17 protein-coding genes are annotated in these 20,749 nt (G+C 36.8%); 8 read left to right on the forward strand and 9 right to left on the reverse strand.

Annotation, left to right across the window (positions count from 1 at the left end):
- The first annotated feature begins 97 nt into the window (after positions 1 to 97).
- Both BM207_RS03500 and BM207_RS03505 read left to right on the forward strand, forming a co-directional pair.
- Entirely contained in the window at positions 98 to 2,107 is a 2,010-nt protein-coding gene (locus BM207_RS03500; protein WP_090992189.1) for a thioredoxin domain-containing protein, read from the forward strand.
- Between the two features lie 10 nt (positions 2,108 to 2,117).
- Positions 2,118 to 2,621 (forward strand): FKBP-type peptidyl-prolyl cis-trans isomerase, encoded by a 504-nt coding sequence (locus tag BM207_RS03505; protein ID WP_090992190.1) that lies wholly within the window; start codon positions 2,118 to 2,120, stop codon positions 2,619 to 2,621.
- Between the two features lie 45 nt (positions 2,622 to 2,666).
- Here BM207_RS03505 and BM207_RS03510 read toward each other — a convergent pair whose 3' ends face one another.
- The 4 genes from BM207_RS03510 to BM207_RS03525 all read right to left on the reverse strand — a co-directional run bounded on the left by BM207_RS03510 (position 2,667) and on the right by BM207_RS03525 (position 5,520).
- Positions 2,667 to 3,089, reverse strand: a complete 423-nt coding sequence (locus tag BM207_RS03510; protein ID WP_090992191.1) for a Fur family transcriptional regulator — start codon at positions 3,087 to 3,089, stop codon at positions 2,667 to 2,669.
- Positions 3,090 to 3,091: 2 nt separating this feature from the next.
- Positions 3,092 to 3,535, reverse strand: a complete 444-nt coding sequence (locus BM207_RS03515; RefSeq protein ID WP_090992192.1) for a hypothetical protein — start codon at positions 3,533 to 3,535, stop codon at positions 3,092 to 3,094.
- 138 nt (positions 3,536 to 3,673) lie between these two features.
- The gene (locus BM207_RS03520; protein ID WP_090992193.1) at positions 3,674 to 4,894 is read right to left on the reverse strand and encodes an ABC transporter permease; all 1,221 of its coding nucleotides are present in this window, start codon (positions 4,892 to 4,894) and stop codon (positions 3,674 to 3,676) included.
- A complete protein-coding gene (locus tag BM207_RS03525; protein WP_090992194.1) occupies positions 4,891 to 5,520 on the reverse strand; it encodes an ABC transporter ATP-binding protein in 630 nt (209 codons plus the stop codon). The genes BM207_RS03520 and BM207_RS03525 overlap by 4 nt, the downstream gene beginning before the upstream one ends.
- A gap of 341 nt (positions 5,521 to 5,861) precedes the next feature.
- Between BM207_RS03525 and BM207_RS03530 the strand changes: the two genes are divergently transcribed.
- Positions 5,862 to 7,193, forward strand: a complete 1,332-nt coding sequence (locus tag BM207_RS03530) for a Gfo/Idh/MocA family protein (protein ID WP_090992195.1) — start codon at positions 5,862 to 5,864, stop codon at positions 7,191 to 7,193.
- A 27-nt stretch (positions 7,194 to 7,220) separates the two neighbouring features.
- On the opposite strand, the gene BM207_RS03535 is transcribed toward BM207_RS03530, so the two are convergent.
- The 3 genes from BM207_RS03535 to BM207_RS03545 form a co-directional block, all read right to left on the reverse strand.
- The gene (locus BM207_RS03535) at positions 7,221 to 8,285 is read right to left on the reverse strand and encodes a phosphotransferase enzyme family protein (RefSeq protein WP_090992196.1); all 1,065 of its coding nucleotides are present in this window, start codon (positions 8,283 to 8,285) and stop codon (positions 7,221 to 7,223) included.
- Positions 8,286 to 8,382: 97 nt separating this feature from the next.
- The gene (locus tag BM207_RS03540) at positions 8,383 to 9,420 is read right to left on the reverse strand and encodes a LacI family DNA-binding transcriptional regulator (protein ID WP_090992197.1); all 1,038 of its coding nucleotides are present in this window, start codon (positions 9,418 to 9,420) and stop codon (positions 8,383 to 8,385) included.
- A gap of 57 nt (positions 9,421 to 9,477) precedes the next feature.
- Complete coding sequence (locus BM207_RS03545; protein ID WP_090992198.1) at positions 9,478 to 11,100, reverse strand: ABC-F family ATP-binding cassette domain-containing protein; 1,623 nt, start codon at positions 11,098 to 11,100, stop codon at positions 9,478 to 9,480.
- 104 nt (positions 11,101 to 11,204) lie between these two features.
- Here BM207_RS03545 and BM207_RS03550 point away from each other — a divergent pair, with 104 nt between their 5' ends.
- The 3 genes from BM207_RS03550 to BM207_RS03560 are packed head-to-tail and all read left to right on the forward strand — an operon-like array spanning position 11,205 to position 12,897.
- A complete protein-coding gene (locus BM207_RS03550; protein WP_090992199.1) occupies positions 11,205 to 11,771 on the forward strand; it encodes a hypothetical protein in 567 nt (188 codons plus the stop codon).
- A 47-nt stretch (positions 11,772 to 11,818) separates the two neighbouring features.
- Positions 11,819 to 12,397: a nitroreductase family protein gene (locus BM207_RS03555; RefSeq protein ID WP_090992200.1), complete on the forward strand. Its 579-nt coding sequence runs from the start codon at positions 11,819 to 11,821 to the stop codon at positions 12,395 to 12,397.
- Between the two features lie 47 nt (positions 12,398 to 12,444).
- Positions 12,445 to 12,897 (forward strand): 3-oxoacyl-ACP synthase, encoded by a 453-nt coding sequence (locus tag BM207_RS03560; RefSeq protein WP_090992201.1) that lies wholly within the window; start codon positions 12,445 to 12,447, stop codon positions 12,895 to 12,897.
- Positions 12,898 to 12,992: 95 nt separating this feature from the next.
- On the opposite strand, the gene BM207_RS03565 is transcribed toward BM207_RS03560, so the two are convergent.
- Entirely contained in the window at positions 12,993 to 13,868 is an 876-nt protein-coding gene (locus tag BM207_RS03565; protein ID WP_090992202.1) for a polysaccharide deacetylase family protein, read from the reverse strand.
- Between the two features lie 205 nt (positions 13,869 to 14,073).
- On the opposite strand from BM207_RS03565, the gene BM207_RS03570 reads away from it, so the two are divergent.
- Together BM207_RS03570 and BM207_RS03575 are read left to right on the forward strand one after the other, a co-directional pair.
- Complete coding sequence (locus BM207_RS03570) at positions 14,074 to 16,578, forward strand: S9 family peptidase (RefSeq protein ID WP_090992203.1); 2,505 nt, start codon at positions 14,074 to 14,076, stop codon at positions 16,576 to 16,578.
- Positions 16,578 to 18,233, forward strand: a complete 1,656-nt coding sequence (locus BM207_RS03575) for a M28 family metallopeptidase (RefSeq protein WP_090992204.1) — start codon at positions 16,578 to 16,580, stop codon at positions 18,231 to 18,233. The genes BM207_RS03570 and BM207_RS03575 overlap by 1 nt, the downstream gene beginning before the upstream one ends.
- Here the strand turns inward: BM207_RS03575 and BM207_RS03580 are convergent, their stop codons facing one another.
- Positions 18,234 to 20,741, reverse strand: coding sequence for a carboxypeptidase-like regulatory domain-containing protein (locus BM207_RS03580; RefSeq protein ID WP_090992205.1), 2,508 nt, complete (start codon positions 20,739 to 20,741; stop codon positions 18,234 to 18,236). It abuts the gene before it with no gap.
- Positions 20,742 to 20,749 lie beyond the last annotated feature (8 nt).

Genomic DNA, 20,749 nt, shown 5'->3' on the forward strand with positions numbered 1-20,749 from the left:
ATTATCGTAAAGTTAAGTATAAAAAGGAAAAACTAAATTTAATTAGGTTTGTAGTTATTTATAGCTTTATAGCTTCAAACATTCATATCCTACCTCCATGACAGAACCTAATAATCTTATCCACGCTTCTTCTCCATATTTATTGCAGCATGCTTACAATCCAGTTGAATGGCACGAATGGAACTCAGCTACATTGGAAAAGGCAAAGCAAGAAAATAAATTGATTTTAGTAAGCATTGGATATTCCGCCTGTCACTGGTGCCATGTGATGGAGCATGAAAGTTTCGAGAGTTTTGAAGTTGCGGAGGTGATGAACAAGCATTTTATTTGCATTAAGGTAGATAGGGAAGAACGGCCCGATATTGACCAGATTTATATGTTGGCGGTTCAGTTGATGAATGGGAACGGCGGATGGCCACTCAATGCAATTTGCTTACCAGATCAGCGGCCTATCTATGGGGGTACCTATTTTAGAAAAAATGATTGGATAAACATCTTATTGAATGTGGCTAATCTTTGGAAAAATGAGCCAGAAAAAGCAATTGGTTATGCTAGCCGGCTAACAGACGGCATTAATCAAGCAGAAAAAATTATTGGAGCAGCGGTAGAGCCAATATTTACCAATGAGCAGCTTATAGAGATTGTTGAGCCTTGGAAACGTCATTTTGATATGGCTGAAGGAGGGTATAACAGGGCTCCGAAATTCCCATTACCTAATAACTGGGTTTTTATGCTGCGCTTTAGTTATCTTATGAAAGATGAGGCTACTGCAATATCGGCTATGCTTACTCTGGAAAAAATAGCATTTGGCGGAATTTATGATCAGATAGGGGGTGGTTTTGCCCGTTATTCGGTTGATGAACGTTGGCATGTTCCACATTTTGAGAAAATGCTTTATGATAACGCACAATTAATTTCATTGTACACAGAAGCTTATCAGTATTTAAAAATTCCCTTATATAAAGAAGTAGTAGTAGAAACTATTGAATGGGTAAATAGAGAGATGAGGTCGCCTGATGGTTTGTTTTATGCTGCATTAGATGCTGATAGCGAGGGGGTTGAAGGTAAGTTCTATATTTGGGGGAAGGCAGAGTTTAAAAGCGTTGTGGGAGAGAACGGAGGCTTAATGACTGCTTATTATAACGTTACCCAAGAAGGTAATTGGGAAGAAGAGAAAAGCAATGTTTTGCAAAGGAAGTTTACCGATGAGGAATTTGCAGAGGCGAATAATTTGAAGGTAGAAGAGGTGCGAAGGATTGTCCAAGAGGCAAAACATAAGTTATTAACCAAGAGAAAGGAACGAATAAGGCCAGGTTTAGATGATAAATGTTTAGTAGCTTGGAATGGTATGATGATTAAAGCATTGGCAGAAGCTGCATTGGTATTTGGAAATAATTCTTATTATCGGGATGCAAAAGAAGCAGCAACATTTATACTAGCAAATTTAATCATTGATGGACAGGGGATGCTTCGAAACTACAAAGATGGAAAGGCTAGTATAACTGCCTTCTTAGATGACTACGCATTTTTTATAGAGGCGTTGATTGCTTTGTATGAAGCGGATTTCGATGATGAATGGTTAGAAGAAGCTAAGATGTTAACGGATTATGTTTTAACAAATTTTAAGGATGAAAACAGTCCAATGTTGTTTTATACATCTTCAACAAGCGAATCCTTGATAGCGCGAAAGCATGAAATAATGGATAATGTTATTTCCGCATCGAATTCTGTGATGGCACAAAACTTACAAAAGCTAGGTTTATACTTTGACGATGAAGGTTATGTTGAAAAGGCTCGACAGATGCTCAGTGTTGTATTACCTAATATTAAAAGTTATGGATCTGCGTATTCAAATTGGAGTATTCAATTATTAAATGAAGTTTTTGGTATCAATGAGGTGGCACTAGTAGGCGAGGACTTAAAAATTGAAAAAAAGAAGCTTCATGAACTGTACATTCCAAATAAAATTACATTAGGCGGAACAAAAAGTCAACTTCCTTTGTTAAAAAATAAGCAAAGCCAACAAACAAAGATTTATATTTGCCGAAATAAAACTTGCCAGCTGCCTGTAAGTACGATAGCCGAGGCAGTAAAATTTATTAATTAAAAGAAAATAGATGAATATTAATTCTAACACAGTAGTGTCCCTAACTTATGAACTGCACACTACCACTCCAGAAGGTCAGCAAGTTTTTGTTGAAAAAGCAAATGAAGATCAACCATTAGTGTTTTTGTTTGGTGTAGGTATGATGTTGCCTAAATTTGAGGAGCATTTATTAGGTTTAAAAGCAGGAGATGAGTATAGTTTTGAGCTTTCACCAGCAGATGGTTATGGAGAATTAGATGCGACGGCCCATGTAGATCTTCCTGTTGATATGTTTAAAGAAGCAGGGGAGTTGCCAAAAGTAGGTGATGTTATTCCTTTGCAAGATAATAATGGAAACCAATTTCGTGCGGGTGTGACAGGTGTTTCTGAGACTATTGTTTCAGTCGATTTAAATCACCCGATGGCTGGAAAAAACTTGATTTTCGCCGGTAAAATATTAACAGTTCGTGAAGCCACTGCTGATGAACTAAGTCATGGACATGCACACGGCGTGGATGGGCATGAAGGTCACTAATTAAGTATTTAACACTTTGATAAACTTTGGAAGTTTGTCAAAGTGTTAAGCTTTACTACATTCTTTACAAATTCCATACGCAATTAAGCTAATTGCCTCTGCTTTAAATCCTTCGGCTATGCTAATTTCTGGTACTTTAGTCGCTAAACAAAATACTTTATTGCATTGAGTGCAGTTAAAATGAACATGCTCATCATGGTGTTGGTCGGCTGAACACGCAGACGAGCAGATCGCATAGTTTGCAGTTCCATTTAAATCAACAATTCTATGAAGAATGCCTTTTTCTACATAAGTATTTAAAATTCTATATAACGTTACCCGATCAATTTCTTTACCTAATTTTTTTTCGAGGGTTGGCTGCGAAACAGCAGTCGTATTGGCAGAAATATCTTCCAGCACACGAATCCTTTGTTTCGTGTGTTTAAGATGATTTTGTTTTAAAATTTCAATAGGACTTGTGTTTGTCATTTTTAAAGGGCTTTTCCGCTAAGCAAACTAATGGGAGGGTTGTCCATAGCGTTTGCTGTACTCAATTTCAAAATACCTTTCACTTTTACTGTTTGATAGGTGAATTTTATCGGTTCAACCAATTCAACCATTACCATAATAGGTACGCCATTTTTTCCACAGAAGAAACATTGATTGATGGGTAGGGTAGATAACATAAATTTGCTCTGTTTCATGCCATCTTTGATAGGTACAATATAGCCTTCTAATTCGAAAGGTTTGCCTGCGTACTTTTTAATTTCATTGTTAAAAATAGCATACATTTCGGTTTCCTTAACTGTTTTAAAGTCAACATTGCCAATCACATCCCAATTGGCAGACATGATTTGATCATTTGGATCGTGCTGTGCCTGCGCGGTAAAACCAAAGCCAACGAGTATCAAAAGTATCAGGCTTAATTTTTTCATATAAAAATAATTTTTTTCTGCTTAACACAAATATACCAATACGTTCAATTTTTATGCACTTTTTCACAAAAATGATACTCCTTGGTGATTAATAGGACTTTCTTATTACTTTAAAAGGTTGAATAGTCGACTCGAAAATTAATTTTTAGCTAAAATTTTGGAAATATTCGATCGATAAGCCTGCATTGCTGGAATAAGGGATGCAATAATTCCAACTACCAACCCTGCAATTAATAAGTATAATTCTCCTGTTACAAAAATTTTCCCCGTTAATTTGGCTTGTGTGCTTTCTTGGTAATATCCAATCAGCTCTAAGATACTGTGTCCTAAAAATAATCCAATAATTGTCCCAGCCAATGTTAACCATAATCCTTCAAGTATCACAATGATAAATAATTTAGTTCTCGAAGCGCCTAAGGTTCGCATAATAGCTAAATCATAACTTCTTTCTTTTAAAGAATTGTAAAGGTTTACGAAAACGCTAATTGCGGCAATTAACATAATTAATATAGCGAACCATTGCAAGGTGTCAACTCCAACACCGATAAGTGAAAACAATCTTGTACTTTCCATAGCCGGGGATGCGGATTGCAAACTTGTCATTTGATTTACCATGCGCGGAAACATTGCAACCGACATTGGGGATCGATATTGGATCAGTAGGGAAGTTATCTCTCTGTTTTTTATTGCCATTTCCTCCTCTTTTTCATGATCATGTACTTCTCCTTCCTGATGTTCATGAGGTTCTTCATGCATTTTCCAAACACTAGCTACATTTGTTAAAATTAAATTATCAGTAACGTTGCCTTGCGGTGATAAAATTCCAACAACTTTATAAGTGTGAGCCTTGTGAACATCCGAGTTGTTGGTTAATCCATGGGAGCCATTAAAAGTGTCACCCACCTTTAGTTTCTGCTCTTTAGCAACATTTACTCCTATTGTGGCTTCTAGATCTTCTACCCAGAGTTTTCCCTGATCCACTTTTAAGCCATATAGGCTTACGAAATTACTATCCGTTCCAACAATCCGTACACCATTGTAATTATCTCCAAGTGCTAAGGGGGTGGCTCTTTTAACAAATGGACTGCGAGAGAGTTCATTCGCCTCCTTCAAGGGAATGTTACCTGTAGGGAAATCTATGTAATAAATGCTGCTTAAGATTAACTGCAAGGGAGAACCCTTTGCACCAACCACTAAATCAATATCTTTTGAGTTATTGTTTAATTTCTCTTCAATCTGCGTTGAAGCCAATAGCAAAATGGTTAAAATACCAGTCCCAAATGCAATGAGCATAATGTTCAAGGATGCGGATAATGGTTTTGACCATAAACTTTTCCAACTAATTTTTAATGGGCTCATGCTAGGTTATAGGTATTGGTGAAAGCGTCTTTAACTCTTTTATCATGGGTAGCTACCACTAAAGTAGCCCGGTTAATGTCAGATTGCTGCATTAATAGACTCAATACTGCGGCTGCGTTTTTATCATCCAGGCTGGAGGTGGGTTCATCAGCAATTAGTAAAGTGGGTTTATTAATGACTGCCCTGGCAATGGATACACGTTGTAATTGGCCCTGACTTAATTCATTTGGGTACGATTTCTTTTTATCAGCAATTCCCAGCGAGGTTAATACTTCGTCTATTCTTCCTTGGTTTTGCGGAAGGTTGGCAAAACTTTGCGCTAAAGTAAGATTTTCAGAAATGGTTAAGCTTTTGATTAGATGGGGCTTTTGAAAAATGATCCCGATATTGCGTCCTCTAAATTGATCTAATTTTTTAGATGAAAGGTTATAGATAGCTGTTCCGTTAAGGGTTATTTCACCTTGCTCCGGTTTTAGAATTCCTGTTAGTATGTGAAGCAACGTAGTTTTTCCACTTCCCGAATCTCCTAATAAGAGCCATTGCTCACCATCATTAATTTGCCAATCTTTAAAACTTATCAACGGGGATCCATTGTATCGATGGGCGACCGATTGAATTGAAATCATACTTAATTAAATAAATGAAATGCAAAAGTAAAGAAGATGCAATCCAATTGCATTAAAATCTTGTAAAGTATTTGCTACCAGTGCAATTTTCACGCAAACGTTTTACATCTCAATCTACGCATGGAAATTTGCTAAATTGATGTGAAAAGGATATTGAAATATTTAATTATTCCTTAAATTTAACTGGTTGATGGATATACGCAATCAGCACTTTATGCAATCGTTTGTGTAATGATCTTTGATTGTTTTTTAATTAGATGCCCTTATCTTGTAACTAAATCAAGGTTTAAAAATTTATCGAGAACCAAATAATTAGATAAAAAAGCTAAACACAAAAATAAATGAAAAGAAGAGATTTTTTACAAACGGGTGCAATTACCGCTGCTGGTATTACTATTTTACCGACAGGAAGCTTGTTTGCTTCAACAAATGCAAAGGTTAGATTAGGATACATTGGTGTAGGTGCCAGAGGTATGAGTCACATTAGTGAAGGTTGTTTAAGAGACGATGTTGAAATCGTAGCAATTTGTGATACACAAGAGAGCTCCTTAAAAAGATGCAGGGCTTTTATTGAAAAAAAAGGTAAACCTGCAGCAAAGGAATACACGGGAGGTGTGGATGCTTACAAAGCATTATTAGAAAGAAAAGACATTGACGCAGTTATTATTTCTACTCCATGGCAGTTTCACCACAAGCAAGCAGTTGATGCGATGAATGCCGGTAAATATGTGGGATGTGAAGTTATTGCTGGGTTAACAATCAAAGAGCATTGGGATATTGTGAATACATCTGAAAAAACGGGCATGCCTTATATGACCTTAGAGAATGTGTGTTATCGTAGAGATGTAATGGCAGTGTTAAATATGGTACAGCAGAACCTATTTGGAGAGCTTATTCATTTGGAAGGTGGATACCAACATGATTTGAGAGGTATTTTATTCAATGGAAAAGGTGGAGTTGAATACGGTCCAACTGCAACAAGCGAAGCACAATGGAGAACTCAGTTTAATATTGATCAAGATGGCGATTTATATCCAACACATGGTGCTGGGCCGATTATCAATTATGCTAGCATTAATAAAGGTAATAGATTTACCAATCTCGTTTCATTTAGTTCAAAAGCGAGAGGCTTAGCCGCTTATGTAGAAAAATTGGCTCCTGGACACCCGAATGCTAAATTAAACTATAAAAATGGAGATGTGACTACAACATTAATTAATTGTGCAAATGGAGAGACGGTACTTTTATCACATGACGTACATTTACCGAGACCTTATTCTTTAGGTTTTAGAGTACAGGGTACAGACGGACTGTGGATGGATGTAAATAAATCCATACATATAGAAGGAAAAACCAAGGGACATGCATGGGATAGTGCTGATGAATGGTATAAGAAATATGATCACCCACTGTGGAAAAAGTATGAAGCAGAAGCTGTTGGCGCTGGACATGGCGGAATGGACTGGTTTGTATTTAATGCTTTTATCACGGCTGTTAAGGATAAAAAACAAACGCCGATAGATGTTTATGATTCAGTTACCATGAGTGCGATTACGCCACTATCAACTAAGTCACTAAAAGAGGGCAATGCCCCACAAGATTTCCCAGATTTTACCAGAGGAAAATGGAAGACTAAAAAGAATACTTTTGCGCTTGACGATAGTGGATATTAATAAAAAAGGCCGCAATTGCGGCCTTTTTTATTTGCTGTAGTCAGCTACAATCGATTGAAATTTATGCTCCAGGTCATTGTATTTTTCTAGCAAGGTTATTTGATTTTTTGCCCTTGTAAGATTGTGTTCTTCATATTTTGCCCCATAATAACGATCATTATTAAGATAGTCTGTTAAAAACCGGACTGCTTGCATGTAAATTAAGAATTTACCGGCGTACACAAATAACTGCTTTTCAGTAGACGACAAAACATTTCCCATCTCTTTAAAGTAGCCCTCAACAATTGCTTTAAAAACACCTTCTCTTATTTCAATTTTACTTAGATCTTGTTCTTCCTCGTCAACAGGAGAGAGGTAGGTTCTCATCATATCACCCACGTCACTTATAAAGTAGCCTGGCATAACTGTATCTAGATCTATTACGCAAATGCCATTATATTGATCATCAAATAATACATTGTTTATTTTTGTATCGTGGTGGATTACGCGGAGAGGGATCATTTTTTTAGTAACAATCTGGTCATAGGTATCAACAATATCCTTATTTTTATAAACCAAATGAATTACGGTAAGTGCCTTTTCCAATCGATCTTTATCAGCAACTTGAAGTTGATTTTCAAGCTCAATGAATCTTAAAGTCAGATTATGAAAATTTGGAAGGGGATAATTTAGCTTGGAAATATCAAAGTTTACCAGAAGCTTCGTGAATTCGGCAAACTTTCTTGCCGCTTCATAAGCTGCCTTTTTATCCATTACCGTATTAACTGCAATAGAACCATTAATATAATTTGAAAGTTTATAATACTCTTCTTCATCATCTTTAATAACAAAATCGTTATCTTTTGATGGTAGCGAGGATACGAAAAGATAATTCGGATGATTCTTTGCTAGGTAATTACCAATCTTATTAAGGTTCTCGCTTATTTGTACAGGTGATTTGAAAACACTTTTATTGATTTGTTGTAGTACATATGACTTTTCGCCAATAACTGCATTCAGTTTCCAGGTTTTATTAATTAGTCCAGAACCAAAATTTTGGATATCAAAATCTTGAAATTGTAGACCATATTTGTGTATTACTTTCTCTAACATTACTAACACTCTTTTTTAGCTTTACCAAAGCTAATTATTACAATGCTATTTTTTCAGCACAAACGTTTGCGCTAAATTTCTTAGATTTGTAATGTATCTAATCTGTATGGTAAGATTGATTTTCTACAAGTTCAGACTCTACAACAACCTTATTGTAATACATCGTTTCAGGGGTAGAAGAATCTTTATTATTAATCAAATCGAATAAAATCTCCACCGCCTTTTCTCCTTGTTTGTAAGGAAATTGCTCTACCGAAGCTATCGGAACATGATCCATATAATTAATCAGTGGTAGATTTGAATAACTAATAAATTGTAAATCATTTTTTAGATCGATATTTAATTTACGAGCATATTTAATAGCGTATAAGGCAACATAATCATTAAAGGTTACAATTGCTGTTAGGTTACGCTTGTTTTCCATTAAAGCAGTTAATGCCTCCTGTGTTCCCTTTTCTGTTAAATCGCAACTTACAATTAAAGAAGGGTCAAACTTTAAACGATTTTTTGTAATAGCATTGAAATAGCCTTTTTTACGTTCTTCACTTGCCGTTAATGCTGCTGGACCATTGATAAGGCCAATACATCTATGTCCTTTTTTTAATAAATAATTTACTGCTTCAAAGCTACCAGTTTCAATATTACAAGCCACAGAATGTATATTTTTTAATGGGGGGATCCTATCAAAAAAGACAATAGGAATATTATACTTTTCCAGCATATGGAAATGGTCAAAATTGGTAGTGGTTTTTGCGACAGAGACAACTAAACCATCCACTCTGTGGTTTTTCATCATCTGTATAATTTGCTTCTCCCTATCCTCGTTGTCATGAGATTGAGCCAATAAAACTGTATAATTTTTTTTATAGGCCATATCTTCCACCGCATTTACAACGGATGAAAAAAATGCTTCTGAAAGTTCAGGCAAAATAAGTCCTATCGTATAGCTCTTTCCCTTTTGGAAAAAAATTGCTGCTTGATTGGGTTCATAATTTAGCTCTTCGGCTAATTTTTGAACTCTCAATTGGGTTGTAATACCAATGCTCGGATGTTTATGCAACGCTCTCGAAACCGTTGAGACCGATATATTGAGAAGTGAAGCAATTTCCTTAATTGTTGTTTGTTTACCGCCCATACACTATAATGATCATTACTAATTTTCTTAAATTTAAAATTAAAGAAAATTATCGGCCTATTTATACATTTCTTCTCTAAGTTTTGCTACATCTTCATTATTGATGTAGTCATCATAAGTCATCATTCTATCAATAATACCTTTAGGGGTAAGTTCAATAATTCTTGTAGCAATAGATTCGGTTAGCGCATGATCTCGGGAAGTAAATAGAATAGTACCTTTGAAATCCTTCATCCCATTGTTCAGCGCAGTGATTGATTCCAAGTCTAAGTGATTGGTAGGCTCGTCAAACATGAGAAAGTTTGCCAATTGAAGCATCATTCTCGAGAACATACAACGCATTTTCTCACCTCCTGAAAGCACTTTGACATTTTTAAGTACTTCGTCGCCCGAGAAAAGCATCCTGCCTAAAAAGCTTCTCACAAATTGTTCATCAGCATCGGTTCCAGAATATTCACGTAACCAATCTACCAGGTTTTCGTCTTTTCCTTCAAAGTATTCAGAATTATCATTTGGGATATCAGCGGTACTGATCGTTACACCAAATTTGAATTCTCCCTTATAATCTTGATCTCTGCCTGACAAGATATTATAAAATGCGGTAGTGGCTAAGCTATTCTGAGATAAAATAGCAACTTTATCTCCTTTATTTATCATAAAGTTCACATTCGAGAACAGTGTTTCACCATTTAAGGTTTTACTTAAACCCTCCACTTGTAAAATTTGGTCGCCAGCTTCTCTACCTAAATTATTAAATAAGATTGCTGGATATTTTCGGCTCGAAGCCTTGATCTCAGAGATATCGATTTTATCCAAAGCTTTTTTCCGTGAGGTAGCCTGCTTTGATTTTGAAGCATTCGCACTGAAGCGTTGGATAAATTCCTGTAATTCTTTTACTTTTTCCTCTAATTTCTTATTTTGATCACTCCGTTGCTTTAAAGCTAACTGGCTCGATTCATACCAGAAAGTATAGTTACCTGTATAAATACTCATTTTACTGAAGTCGATATCCACGATATGTGTACACACTGCATCTAAAAAGTGCCTATCGTGACTAACAACCAAAACAATTGCTTCATAATCAGCTAAAAAATTCTCTAACCATGCGATCGTATCAATATCCAAATCATTGGTGGGCTCATCCAGCAATAAAATGTCTGGATTGCCAAACAGCGCTTGCGCTAATAACACGCGTACTTTCTGGTTCCCATCCAATTCTTTAAGCTGTTTATAGTGATGCTCTTCTTTAATGCCCAAATTACTGAGTAAGGTTGCCGCATTACTTTCCATATTCCAGCCATCTTTTTCTGCAAAGAGATTTTCCAATTCCCCGGCTCGTTCCCCATCTTTGTCGGTAAAATCTTCTTTTAAATAAATGGCATCCTTTTCTTTCATGATGTCATAAAGTTCTTTATGACCGATCATCACTGTCTCAATTACCGGAAACTCATCAAATTCATAATGATTTTGTTTTAGAACCGCCATTCGCTCGCCTGGAGTAAAGGCAATAGAACCACTAGTTTGGTTCACCTCACCGCTCAAAATCTTTAAAAAAGTAGACTTACCTGCGCCATTGGCTCCAATTACACCATAGCAATTGCCTGGAGTAAATTTAAGGTTAACATCTTCGAAAAGTGTGCGTTTCCCATAACGTAGGGATAGGTTTGAAACTGAAATCATGCGTGTTGAATAAAATGCAAAGGTAGTGAAATTATTGCTTAAATGCTAGTGTTGGTGAGGGTTTTAGACGGCTAACTGTAAAAATAAATCATTAGTTTTGAGCTATGCAAGCTGCTATACTTTTAGAAATCTTAAGCGCACCTGTCTCAAAAGCAAAAGTGGATGACTTGGCTAAAAAACTTGTTGAGCATAAATTTCCCGTATCGGAGCTTATCGATTTAACATTTCATAAGGAAGAACAGATAGGTTTTAGAGCATCTTGGATTTTGGAAAATCTCTATATCGGTAGTACCTTTTATTTCTGGCCACAAGCCAAGTATTTTTTAGAACGATTTCACCAACAGAACAATCTATCCTCAAGAAGGCATTTTGGTAAGATTCTGGCCTTAATGACCTCCAAAAAAGCCCATTTTTATATCACAGAAGTTATTCAAACCTATAAAACGGATACAATTGTTGAAGTTGTTTTTAGTTGGCTCATAGATGATGATGTTCCAGTGGCGGTAAAATCTCATTGTCTCAATATTTTGGCAAACTTGAGTTGGAAACACGACTGGATCAAAGAAGAACTAGTAGAAACTATGGATTTCTTGGTAGACAGAGAGAGTATTGCCTTTTATGCTAAAGCAAAACAAATAAGAAAGCAGTTGATTGCAAGAATAAAGCAATAAAGTACAACAGAACATTCAATCTTATTATTATCACTTATTTTTGAAGCATGAACAGCAATTTCGAAACGCTTACTAAAATCATCAAAAATAGGAGAAGCATTTTTCCTGCCAGTTATATTGAGAAGGAAATTCCTGTTTCATTAATTGAGCAGGTATTAGAAAGTGCCAATTATGCGCCAACGCATAAATTAACTCAGCCCTGGCGCTTTGTGGTTATCAGAAAAGAGGCGAAAACTAAATTAGGTAAAGTCCTGGCGCAACTATATCAGGAGAAGGTTGAGCCGACTAAGTTCTTACAAAAGAAATACGAAAGCTTTCCTCAGAAAACTAGTCAGGCAGATTGTATTTTAGCGATTAACATTAAATTTCATCCAGATCAGGTGCCCGCCTGGGAAGAAATCGCTGCTGTAGCATGTGCAGTGCAAAATGTAGCGTTAACGGCGGAGTCTTTAAATATTGGGGCGTATTGGAGCTCTCCTCCGTTAATTGATGATTTAGGGCAATTTTTAAATTTAGGAGAAAACGAAAAATGTTTCGGTCTTTTTTATATGGGCTATCATAACGAAAAACCTCGTAAAGCTAACCGTACGTCCATGGCAGATAAAGTTATTTGGATGGATCAATAATTTGGAAAAAAGTGTATATTAGGTAATACCTATTCAAATTACCTTATATGCAAGAATTAAAAGCATCATTATATAAACTTTGTCAGAATTTTATCGAAGAACGTATTCAAACGGCCACCATAGCATTGAAGCAGGCGCGCGAAGCAAGTAACGATGATACAAAAAGCAGCGCCGGCGATAAATATGAAACCAGTCGGGAAATGATGCAGCAAGATATAGATAGAAACAAACGGCTGCTGATTGATGCAGAAGAAAACTTGATGTTGCTCAATTCCATAAAGGAGGTGGTACCGACTAACGTTGCTAGAAATGGGAGCTTGGTTTATACCAACCAAGGTAATTTTTATCTGAGCATTAGTGCCGGACAACTCCACTTAGGGAAAGATATATTTTTTGCCATTTCAGCATTTTCACCTATTGGCAAACTCCTATTGGGCAAAGCCAAAGGAGATCAGTTCGATTTCAACGGAAAGAAATACATCATCAATGAAATCAGCTAACCCTCATTGCTAGAAAAACTAAGGTAAATTCGTTATTGAGAGAGAAGCTTAGTAAAGCGTCATTGCGAGGTACGAAGCAATCTCACCAAGCTGTTCTAAAAACTATTCTTAATGCTATTGCTTAATGTCTTAGGACTCCAATAACCACTTGCAATTATCCTTCTTATCGTAAACAGCGGATCTTTTTCATCTCTTTTTGTGGCGAGCTGATAGGCCATTCTGAACCCTCTTTTCTTCAATTCAGGTATGCCTTCAGCGTTCCATAAACCGAATGGATAAGCAAACTCGGTTATTTGTTTGCCCGTAATTTCTTCTAGTTTTTTGGTAGGTTTATCTAATTGCTCTTCCCAATCTTTACCAGTATATTTTTTAAAATTTTTATGGTCGTAGGTATGACTTCCGATTACATTCCCCTCGTCTGATAATTGCTTGATCTGTTCTTTACTCATATAATCAACAAATTTACCTTTCTTGCCAATTGATACCGTCATGATAAAATATACAGCCTTGTAACCATGTTTCTTTAAAATAGGATTAACCGTTGTAAATTGATCTAAATCTGTGTCGTCAAAAGTTAACATAATTGGCTTGGAAGGAAGTTCGGCACCATTATTTAAATAGGCATAAAGCTGATCAGGTAAAATGGTGTGATAACCACTATCAACCAGCATCTGAATTTGATCTTTAAAATTTTGCACCTCTACAATGTAATCTTTTCCTACTTTGCCGTCCCTTTCTTTCCAATTCCTTACTTGGTGGTAACACAAAATGGGAACTTGTTTCCGAGCTAAAATAGTTTTCGGGTCTGCCACCTTAATCTGATTGATGTCAATTTTAGCCGTACTAGTCGTTGTCGTAGCTTTAACATCAGTGCTATCGGTCATTGCGTTAGCCGTTGGGCTTGATTTGGATTGGCACCCAGATATTAAAATCATCGCTACAGCGATGATAGGAAAGAAGATTTTGTTCATAGGTATGTGTTTTGTTACAAAACTATAAAAAAATTGATCTACTTGCTGCTTTTATTGATAATTCGCCACTATGGCCAATAATGAGGAGACACTTTTGTCAATCTTTAAAGATTGACAAAAGTGTCTCCTCATTATTACAATAAAATTCATCAAGAGCTCCACATTTTAAATAAATTAGGAGTTTATTTATCAATTAAAATCATCAATGAAGAAACTCTACTTTTTATTCGCTCTTGTTGTGATAGCAGGTGTGCAAGCTGTAGCCCAGACTAAAACAATTTCGTTAACTGAAACAACATCATTGGCCGAGAAAGCAAATTATCAAGCAGCTGCACGGTTCTCTCCGAGTAAGCTCAGGAAAATTATTTACTCTACCTCCGTGGATCCCCATTGGCTAAAGTTAAGTAACCGTTTTTGGTACCAATATGAAACTCCAAATGGTAAGCAATGGTACATTGTAGATCCTGCACTTAAAACTAAAAGCAAATTATTTGATCCGGAGAAAATGGCTGCGGAAATTACTTTGGTAATTCGGGATCCATTCGATGCGCAGCATTTACCGATAGAAAATTTGAAATTTGCAAAGGACGAAAAAAGCATCAACTTCGAAATAAAAAGTACAATTGATGAGTTAAAAAAAGATAGGAAAGACAAAAAGGCTGCAGACTCAATGCAGAAGAAAATCTTTTCATTTAACTACGAAATTGCTTCGGGAAAGTTAACAGAAGTGAAAAATTTTTCTAAGCCAAAGGCAAAACCAAACTGGGGCTCCGTAGCACCAGATTCATCAGCTATTATTTTCTCTAAGAATTATAATTTGTACTGGATGGATAAAGCAAATTACCAAAAAGCAATAAAAAACGATGAGGATAGCACAATTGTTGAACATCAACTAACCAAAGACGGGGTAAAGTTTTATTCATATGGAAGTGATGGTGACGGAGAAAACAATGAGGAAAACATCAAGAACAACAAGAAAAGAAGAGGTGCATATGTTTTATGGTCGCCCGACTCAAAATATTTTGTACTAGACCGTACCGACTCAAGAAAGGTTAAAGATTTATGGGTAATTAATAGTGTAAGCGCAGGCCGACCAACACTAGAGACATATAAATATCAAATGCCAGGCGAAAAGGAATCTCCAATAGACGAGTTTGTGCTATTTAATTTCGCCGCAAAAACTTATAAAACAATTAATACCACGGCATTTAAGGACCAGAGTATCTCTACATGGGGTAAACCGGTATTGAATAAAGATAGAGACAACGAATTTCGTCCGTCAATTTGGTTGGGCGATAATCAAAAATTCTATTTTTCTAGAACCAGTCGCGATTTAAAAAGAATTGATATTTGCACAATAGATATCAATACTGGGGTAGTAACGCAGTTAATTGACGAGCGTTTCAATACTTATGTTGAAGTACAGCGTCCTGGTCTTGTAAATGGCGGCAACGAAATTATTCACTGGAGCGAGAGAGACGGTTGGGGACATTTTTACCTGTTTGATGAGAAGGGTAAATTAAAAAATCAAATCACCAAAGGTGCCTTTCACGCTGAAAACATTGTCAATATTGATGAGAAAAACCGGGTGCTTTATTTTACTGCAAATGGCCGTGAGGCCAAGGAAGATCCATATTTCATGCACCTATACCGCATTAATTTCGACGGCAGTGGAATGAAATTGCTAAACGGTGGCGATTTTGACCACGCAATAAACATGAATGATGAAGCAAAGTTCTTTGTCGATAATTTCTCTAGAGTAAATACAGTTCCAAAAGCTGTGCTAAAAGATAATTTGGGGAATGTAGTTATGGATTTGGAAACAGCAGATTTATCATTGTTAATGGCTACAGGCTATAAATTTCCAGAGCCTTTTAAAGTTAAAGCCGATGATGGTGTGACAGATATTTATGGAGTAATGTATAAGCCATTTGATTTTAACCCCAATAAAAAATATCCAATTATCGAGTATGTTTATCCGGGTCCACAAACTGAAGCGGTAAATAAAAGCTTTGGAAGGAGCATGGACAGAATGGATCGCCTAGCACAATTAGGCTATATTGTGATTACGGTGGGTAATAGAGGGGGGCACCCAGCTCGCTCTAAATGGTACCATACCTATGGTTATGGCAATTTAAGAGACTACGGGTTGGCCGATAAAAAAGCAGCAATTGAACAGTTGGCAGACAGACATTCTTTTATTGATGCAAATAAAGTTGGTATAACAGGGCACTCAGGAGGTGGATTTATGTCGACCGCTGCCTTATTGGTTTACCCCGATTTCTTTAAAGTGGCGGTTTCTGCTGCGGGTAACCACGATAATAGCATATATAATCGCTGGTGGAGTGAAAAACACCATGGTGTAACCGAAGTCGTTTCTGCTAAAGGGGATACCACATTTAAGTATTCAATCGATAAAAATCCTGATCTTGCTAAAAATCTTAAAGGACATCTACTGTTGATGCATGGCGATATAGACAATAACGTGCATCCGGCAAACTCTGTGAGAGTTGCAAATGCGCTAATCAGAGCAGGAAAGAGATTTGATTATATGGTAGTCCCTGGTCAACGCCATGGTTTTGGAGATATGACCGAGTATATGTTCTGGCGCTTAGCCGACTATTTTAATAATTATTTACTTGGAGATTTCTCACAATCTGTAAATGTGAATATTACAGAAATGGATAGAGAAATAGAAAGAAAAAAATAATGAAAAAACAACTAATCCTTTTGACCGCCGTAGCTTTAGGCTTTTCGGCATGTAATGTTAATCAAAACGAAGTAGCTGAAGCAGATTCTGTTGCTTTAAAGGCAATTAATGAAACTGCACTTTCTAAACATATTGCAATCTTAGCTTCAGATGAGTATGAAGGAAGAAAGCCTTTTACAGCTGGCGAAATGAAAACGATAAATTACCTTAAGGATGAGTTCGAAAAAATGGGATTAAAACCTGGAAATGGCGAAAGTTATTTCCAGGAAGTTCCCATGGTTGATGTTAAATCAACGCCTACAGATTTGATGATAAGATCTGCCACAGGTGATGCTACCATGAACCTAAAGTATTTAGATGATTTTGTTGCTGCCAGCCGCCATTTGGTTAGCCAGGTTAAAGTCGACAATTCTCAACTAGTTTTTGCAGGGTATGGAATTGTAGCTCCCGAATACAAATGGAACGATTATGAAGGATTAGATGTAAAGGGCAAAACCGTTGTGGTGATGGTGAATGACCCGGGATTTTTGGATTCTACCTTGTTTAAGGGTAAAACAATGACCTATTATGGTAGGTGGACCTATAAATTCGAGGAAGCTGCCCGACAAGGCGCAACGGGAGTGATCATTATTCATGAAGATAAAGCGGCAAGTTACCCCTGGGCGGTAGTTAGAAGCGGATGGTCTAAATCAAAACTGTATTTGGCCGCCGAAGATGATAATAAGTCGAGGGCCCTGTTAGAAGGTTGGATTACCCAAGATGTTGCGAGAGAATTATTTAAAATGGCACATAAATCTGCAGACCTAATGGTACAAGCAGGTAAAAAGGGATTTAAACCGGTCGACCTAAGTTTAAAATTATCAACTACGATCGATAATACCATACAGCGATCCAAATCAAATAACGTTGTTGCCGTGTTACCTGGGACGAAGAGACCAGACGAGTTCATTATCTACTCTGGGCATTGGGATCATTTAGGGAAAGGGGAAGCAGTAAATGGCGATTCAATTTACAATGGCGCTGTTGATAACGCTACAGGAACAGCAGCACTGTTAGTATTGGCTAATGCTTTTAAAAAGGCAGTGCAGCAACCTGAACGTTCCATTATGTTTTTAGCTGTTACAGCGGAAGAACAAGGTTTATTGGGTTCCGAGTATTATGCATCAAATCCGTTGGTTCCAGTTACTAAAACAGTGGCAAATATAAATATCGATGCGATGCAAGCTTTTGGTAAAACAAAGGATATCATTGCAGTGGGTTACGGACAGTCTGAGTTAGAAGATTACCTGGAAACAGCTGCAAAAAAACAAGGGAGGGTAGTGGTGAAAGATAGCAATCCATCGGCAGGGTTTTATTTTAGATCAGATCATTTTAACTTTGCCAAGGTAGGTATTCCGGCACTATACACCGAAACTGGTGATGATCACGTAGCTAAAGGTCTGGCTTTTGGCAAGGCCCAGAAAGAAGATTATACCGCAAATCGCTATCATGCTCCGGCAGATAATTTTGAGCCGGATAAATGGGATTTCTCCGGAATGGTAGCAGACTTAAGCTTGTTATTCGATGTTGGTTATCGTTTAAGTAATGAAACTACTTTTCCGGGTTGGAAAGCAGGATCAGAATTTAAGGCGATACGAGATAAAGGAATGAAGTAATTAATTGATTTTTATTGTCATAGTTTTGAAACCAAAATTTCCCTGCAAGTCAGTGCCTTCTACCCAAACAGTATAACTCCCCGGTTTATCAGCTGTAAAGAAAGAAAAGTCGCCTTCTCCTTTCTCACTGGTTAAAAAGTTTGGGTTCCAATAAATAGTTGATCTGAAATCGGGTTTCTTATCATTTTTATTTTCCTTCGAATATTTGGGGTGATAAAAGGTTTTGTAATCACCATAATTTGTGGGTTTAAGGATATATAAATTCGCCGCTTTTTTTAGGAACGGGCCCTGACCTGTTTGAGTGGTAATCTCTATAAAAGTATAGATTGTCGAATCCATAGGGTGCATAAATTGACTTTTATACCTAGCGCTAAATCGCTGTCTATCCATTACCTCTATTCCTTTGATATCTTCTGCATTATAATAGTCGAGAATGCCTTTAACATAATTGTAATAACTATCTGGGGTCGAATCCTCTGTATAAAAGAAATCAACTTCCATGCCGTCAATCACAAATTTTAAAGGGTTAAAATTCACAAAAAACATTCTCTTAAAAGTTTTAGGCACCATCGCATCTCTAAAGCCCTTTACCTTTTCAACCAGTACATCGTGAAGGGTCTTTTTAGCAATTGGGCTTAAATCTTCTTCCGTTATGATTAAATCTGCTTCACCAGGCCCATTTAAGTTTTTGGAACCTTTAATAGTCCTTTTTCCAACAATCGTTACCTCGTTTAAAAGTAGTCCATCACGCTGGGTCAGTTTATAGGCTTCAACTTTAGTCTTTATCAGATTTGTTGATATACTGTCTAATGGTTCTGTGTTGGCCACGGGCTTTTTTTGTCCAACGATAAAGGCCGGTGGTTTAAATTCATTCATTTCTATTCCTATGGTACCTTTTTTCCCCTTTGCGTTCATCGCTTGAATCACGAAAGATGCGCTGTCCATTCTCGGTAATTTATCGAAAGTAAATTCTCCTTTTTCATTGGCTAAGGTATCCATCATCACAAAGCCTCTGTTATTTCCCATTAGAATGATTTTTGCTTTCGAGATAGGTTTATTTAATGCATTAGTAACTTTGCCACTAAATGTATATTCCTTTTCGGCTTTAAATATGGGTTTTTTTAAAATGTCCCAGTTGTAGCTAACCCAACCCTGAGTTAACATCAATGCTTCGAGGTCATCGTGCTTTTGCTTATTGGGCTGAGTAAAATAGTACCCTGGGGTTTCTATTTCACCTTTTAAATCGGCTTGTAATAAAAGGTAGGAAAGGATATGCGAATCATTCACAGAATCCTTAGCCACCTGATGGTTGTCGGTTACCGCTATTGAAAGTGAACTGGTAAGGGGTATACCTGCCGCATTTACAACTTTTAAGTGCAGCGGTACGCTATCCCTTAATTTGTACGACAGACTGGGAGTGCTGATATTTATTTTTAACTCATCGCTATGGTTAATGAAAAAATTACGTTCATTGATGATTTTTTGCTGCTCATTGAGTAATATTACCTGACAAACTCCCGTGGGGAAGATGTTTTTGGCTATTTTGAAGGTCCTAGCATTCGCATTAAATTTTAAATCTGCTACGAAACACATGATCCCTCTTGCCTGCCCAACTATCGTGTAGTTTTGTTCGTCTCTTGATGAAAAAGCAGTAATGGTAATTGAATCACTTAGGTATTCATTTTCAACCTTTAGCGCAGTACCTTCACCTGTTACTTTTGGGAGCTGAAATGTTTTTGATAAACCATTGTAGGTAACCTTTGCGCTATAAGTCTCTCCCAGTTCCGGTGAAAATTTAAAATAGCCCATCCCTTTGTCATTTGATACGAGCTGACTGACCACGCGTTGGCTCGAATTGATGATTTCTCCTGTTATGGGAATTCCTTTTCCGCTGCTATTTAAGGCTTTAAAAGCTATCTTCTGGTTTCTAATCACTAAATAATTGCCTCCTTCAGGTAAAAACTGGACATCAATATCGAGGCTTCGCTCTCTGGCTGATAAATTTGCATTGTTAGTTTTAGCTGCGCTATTGGGCCGATTGTTTAGTGACGAAATGGGGCTATCTGTAAGAGGTAATATTTTAAATTCTTTTTTGAAGAAATGACTATCGCCAAAGTTCTGCATCCAATTGGTATATGCTCTAAAAGTATAATTTCCGGGTTTGTGTTTTTCTTGTTTTAAAGCAAAGCTTCCCCAAGTTAAACCTATTGCGGTGGGTAAACTCAGGCGTTCTACAACTTCTCCTTTTTCATTGATAATTTCTGTATAAATTAAATTGCTGATGGTTGAAGGCGTATGAATGGAAGCATTCATCAAGTAAGCCTTAAACCAGATCGTATCGGAGGGTAGATAAGTAGCTTTATCAAAATGCGCGTAAATTTTTTCTCTCGGTGTGCGAGTTAGAATGCTGTCGTATTGCGCAATTATTTTTTGCTTTGAATCAGTTAGCTGTGCCTGTACAGGGAAGTAATAAATAATTAGCAGCAAAAATATAATGCGTATTTTCATCAGTTCAA

This window comes from Pedobacter insulae (assembly GCF_900113525.1).
GTDB classification, from domain to species: Bacteria; Bacteroidota; Bacteroidia; order Sphingobacteriales; family Sphingobacteriaceae; genus Pedobacter; species Pedobacter insulae.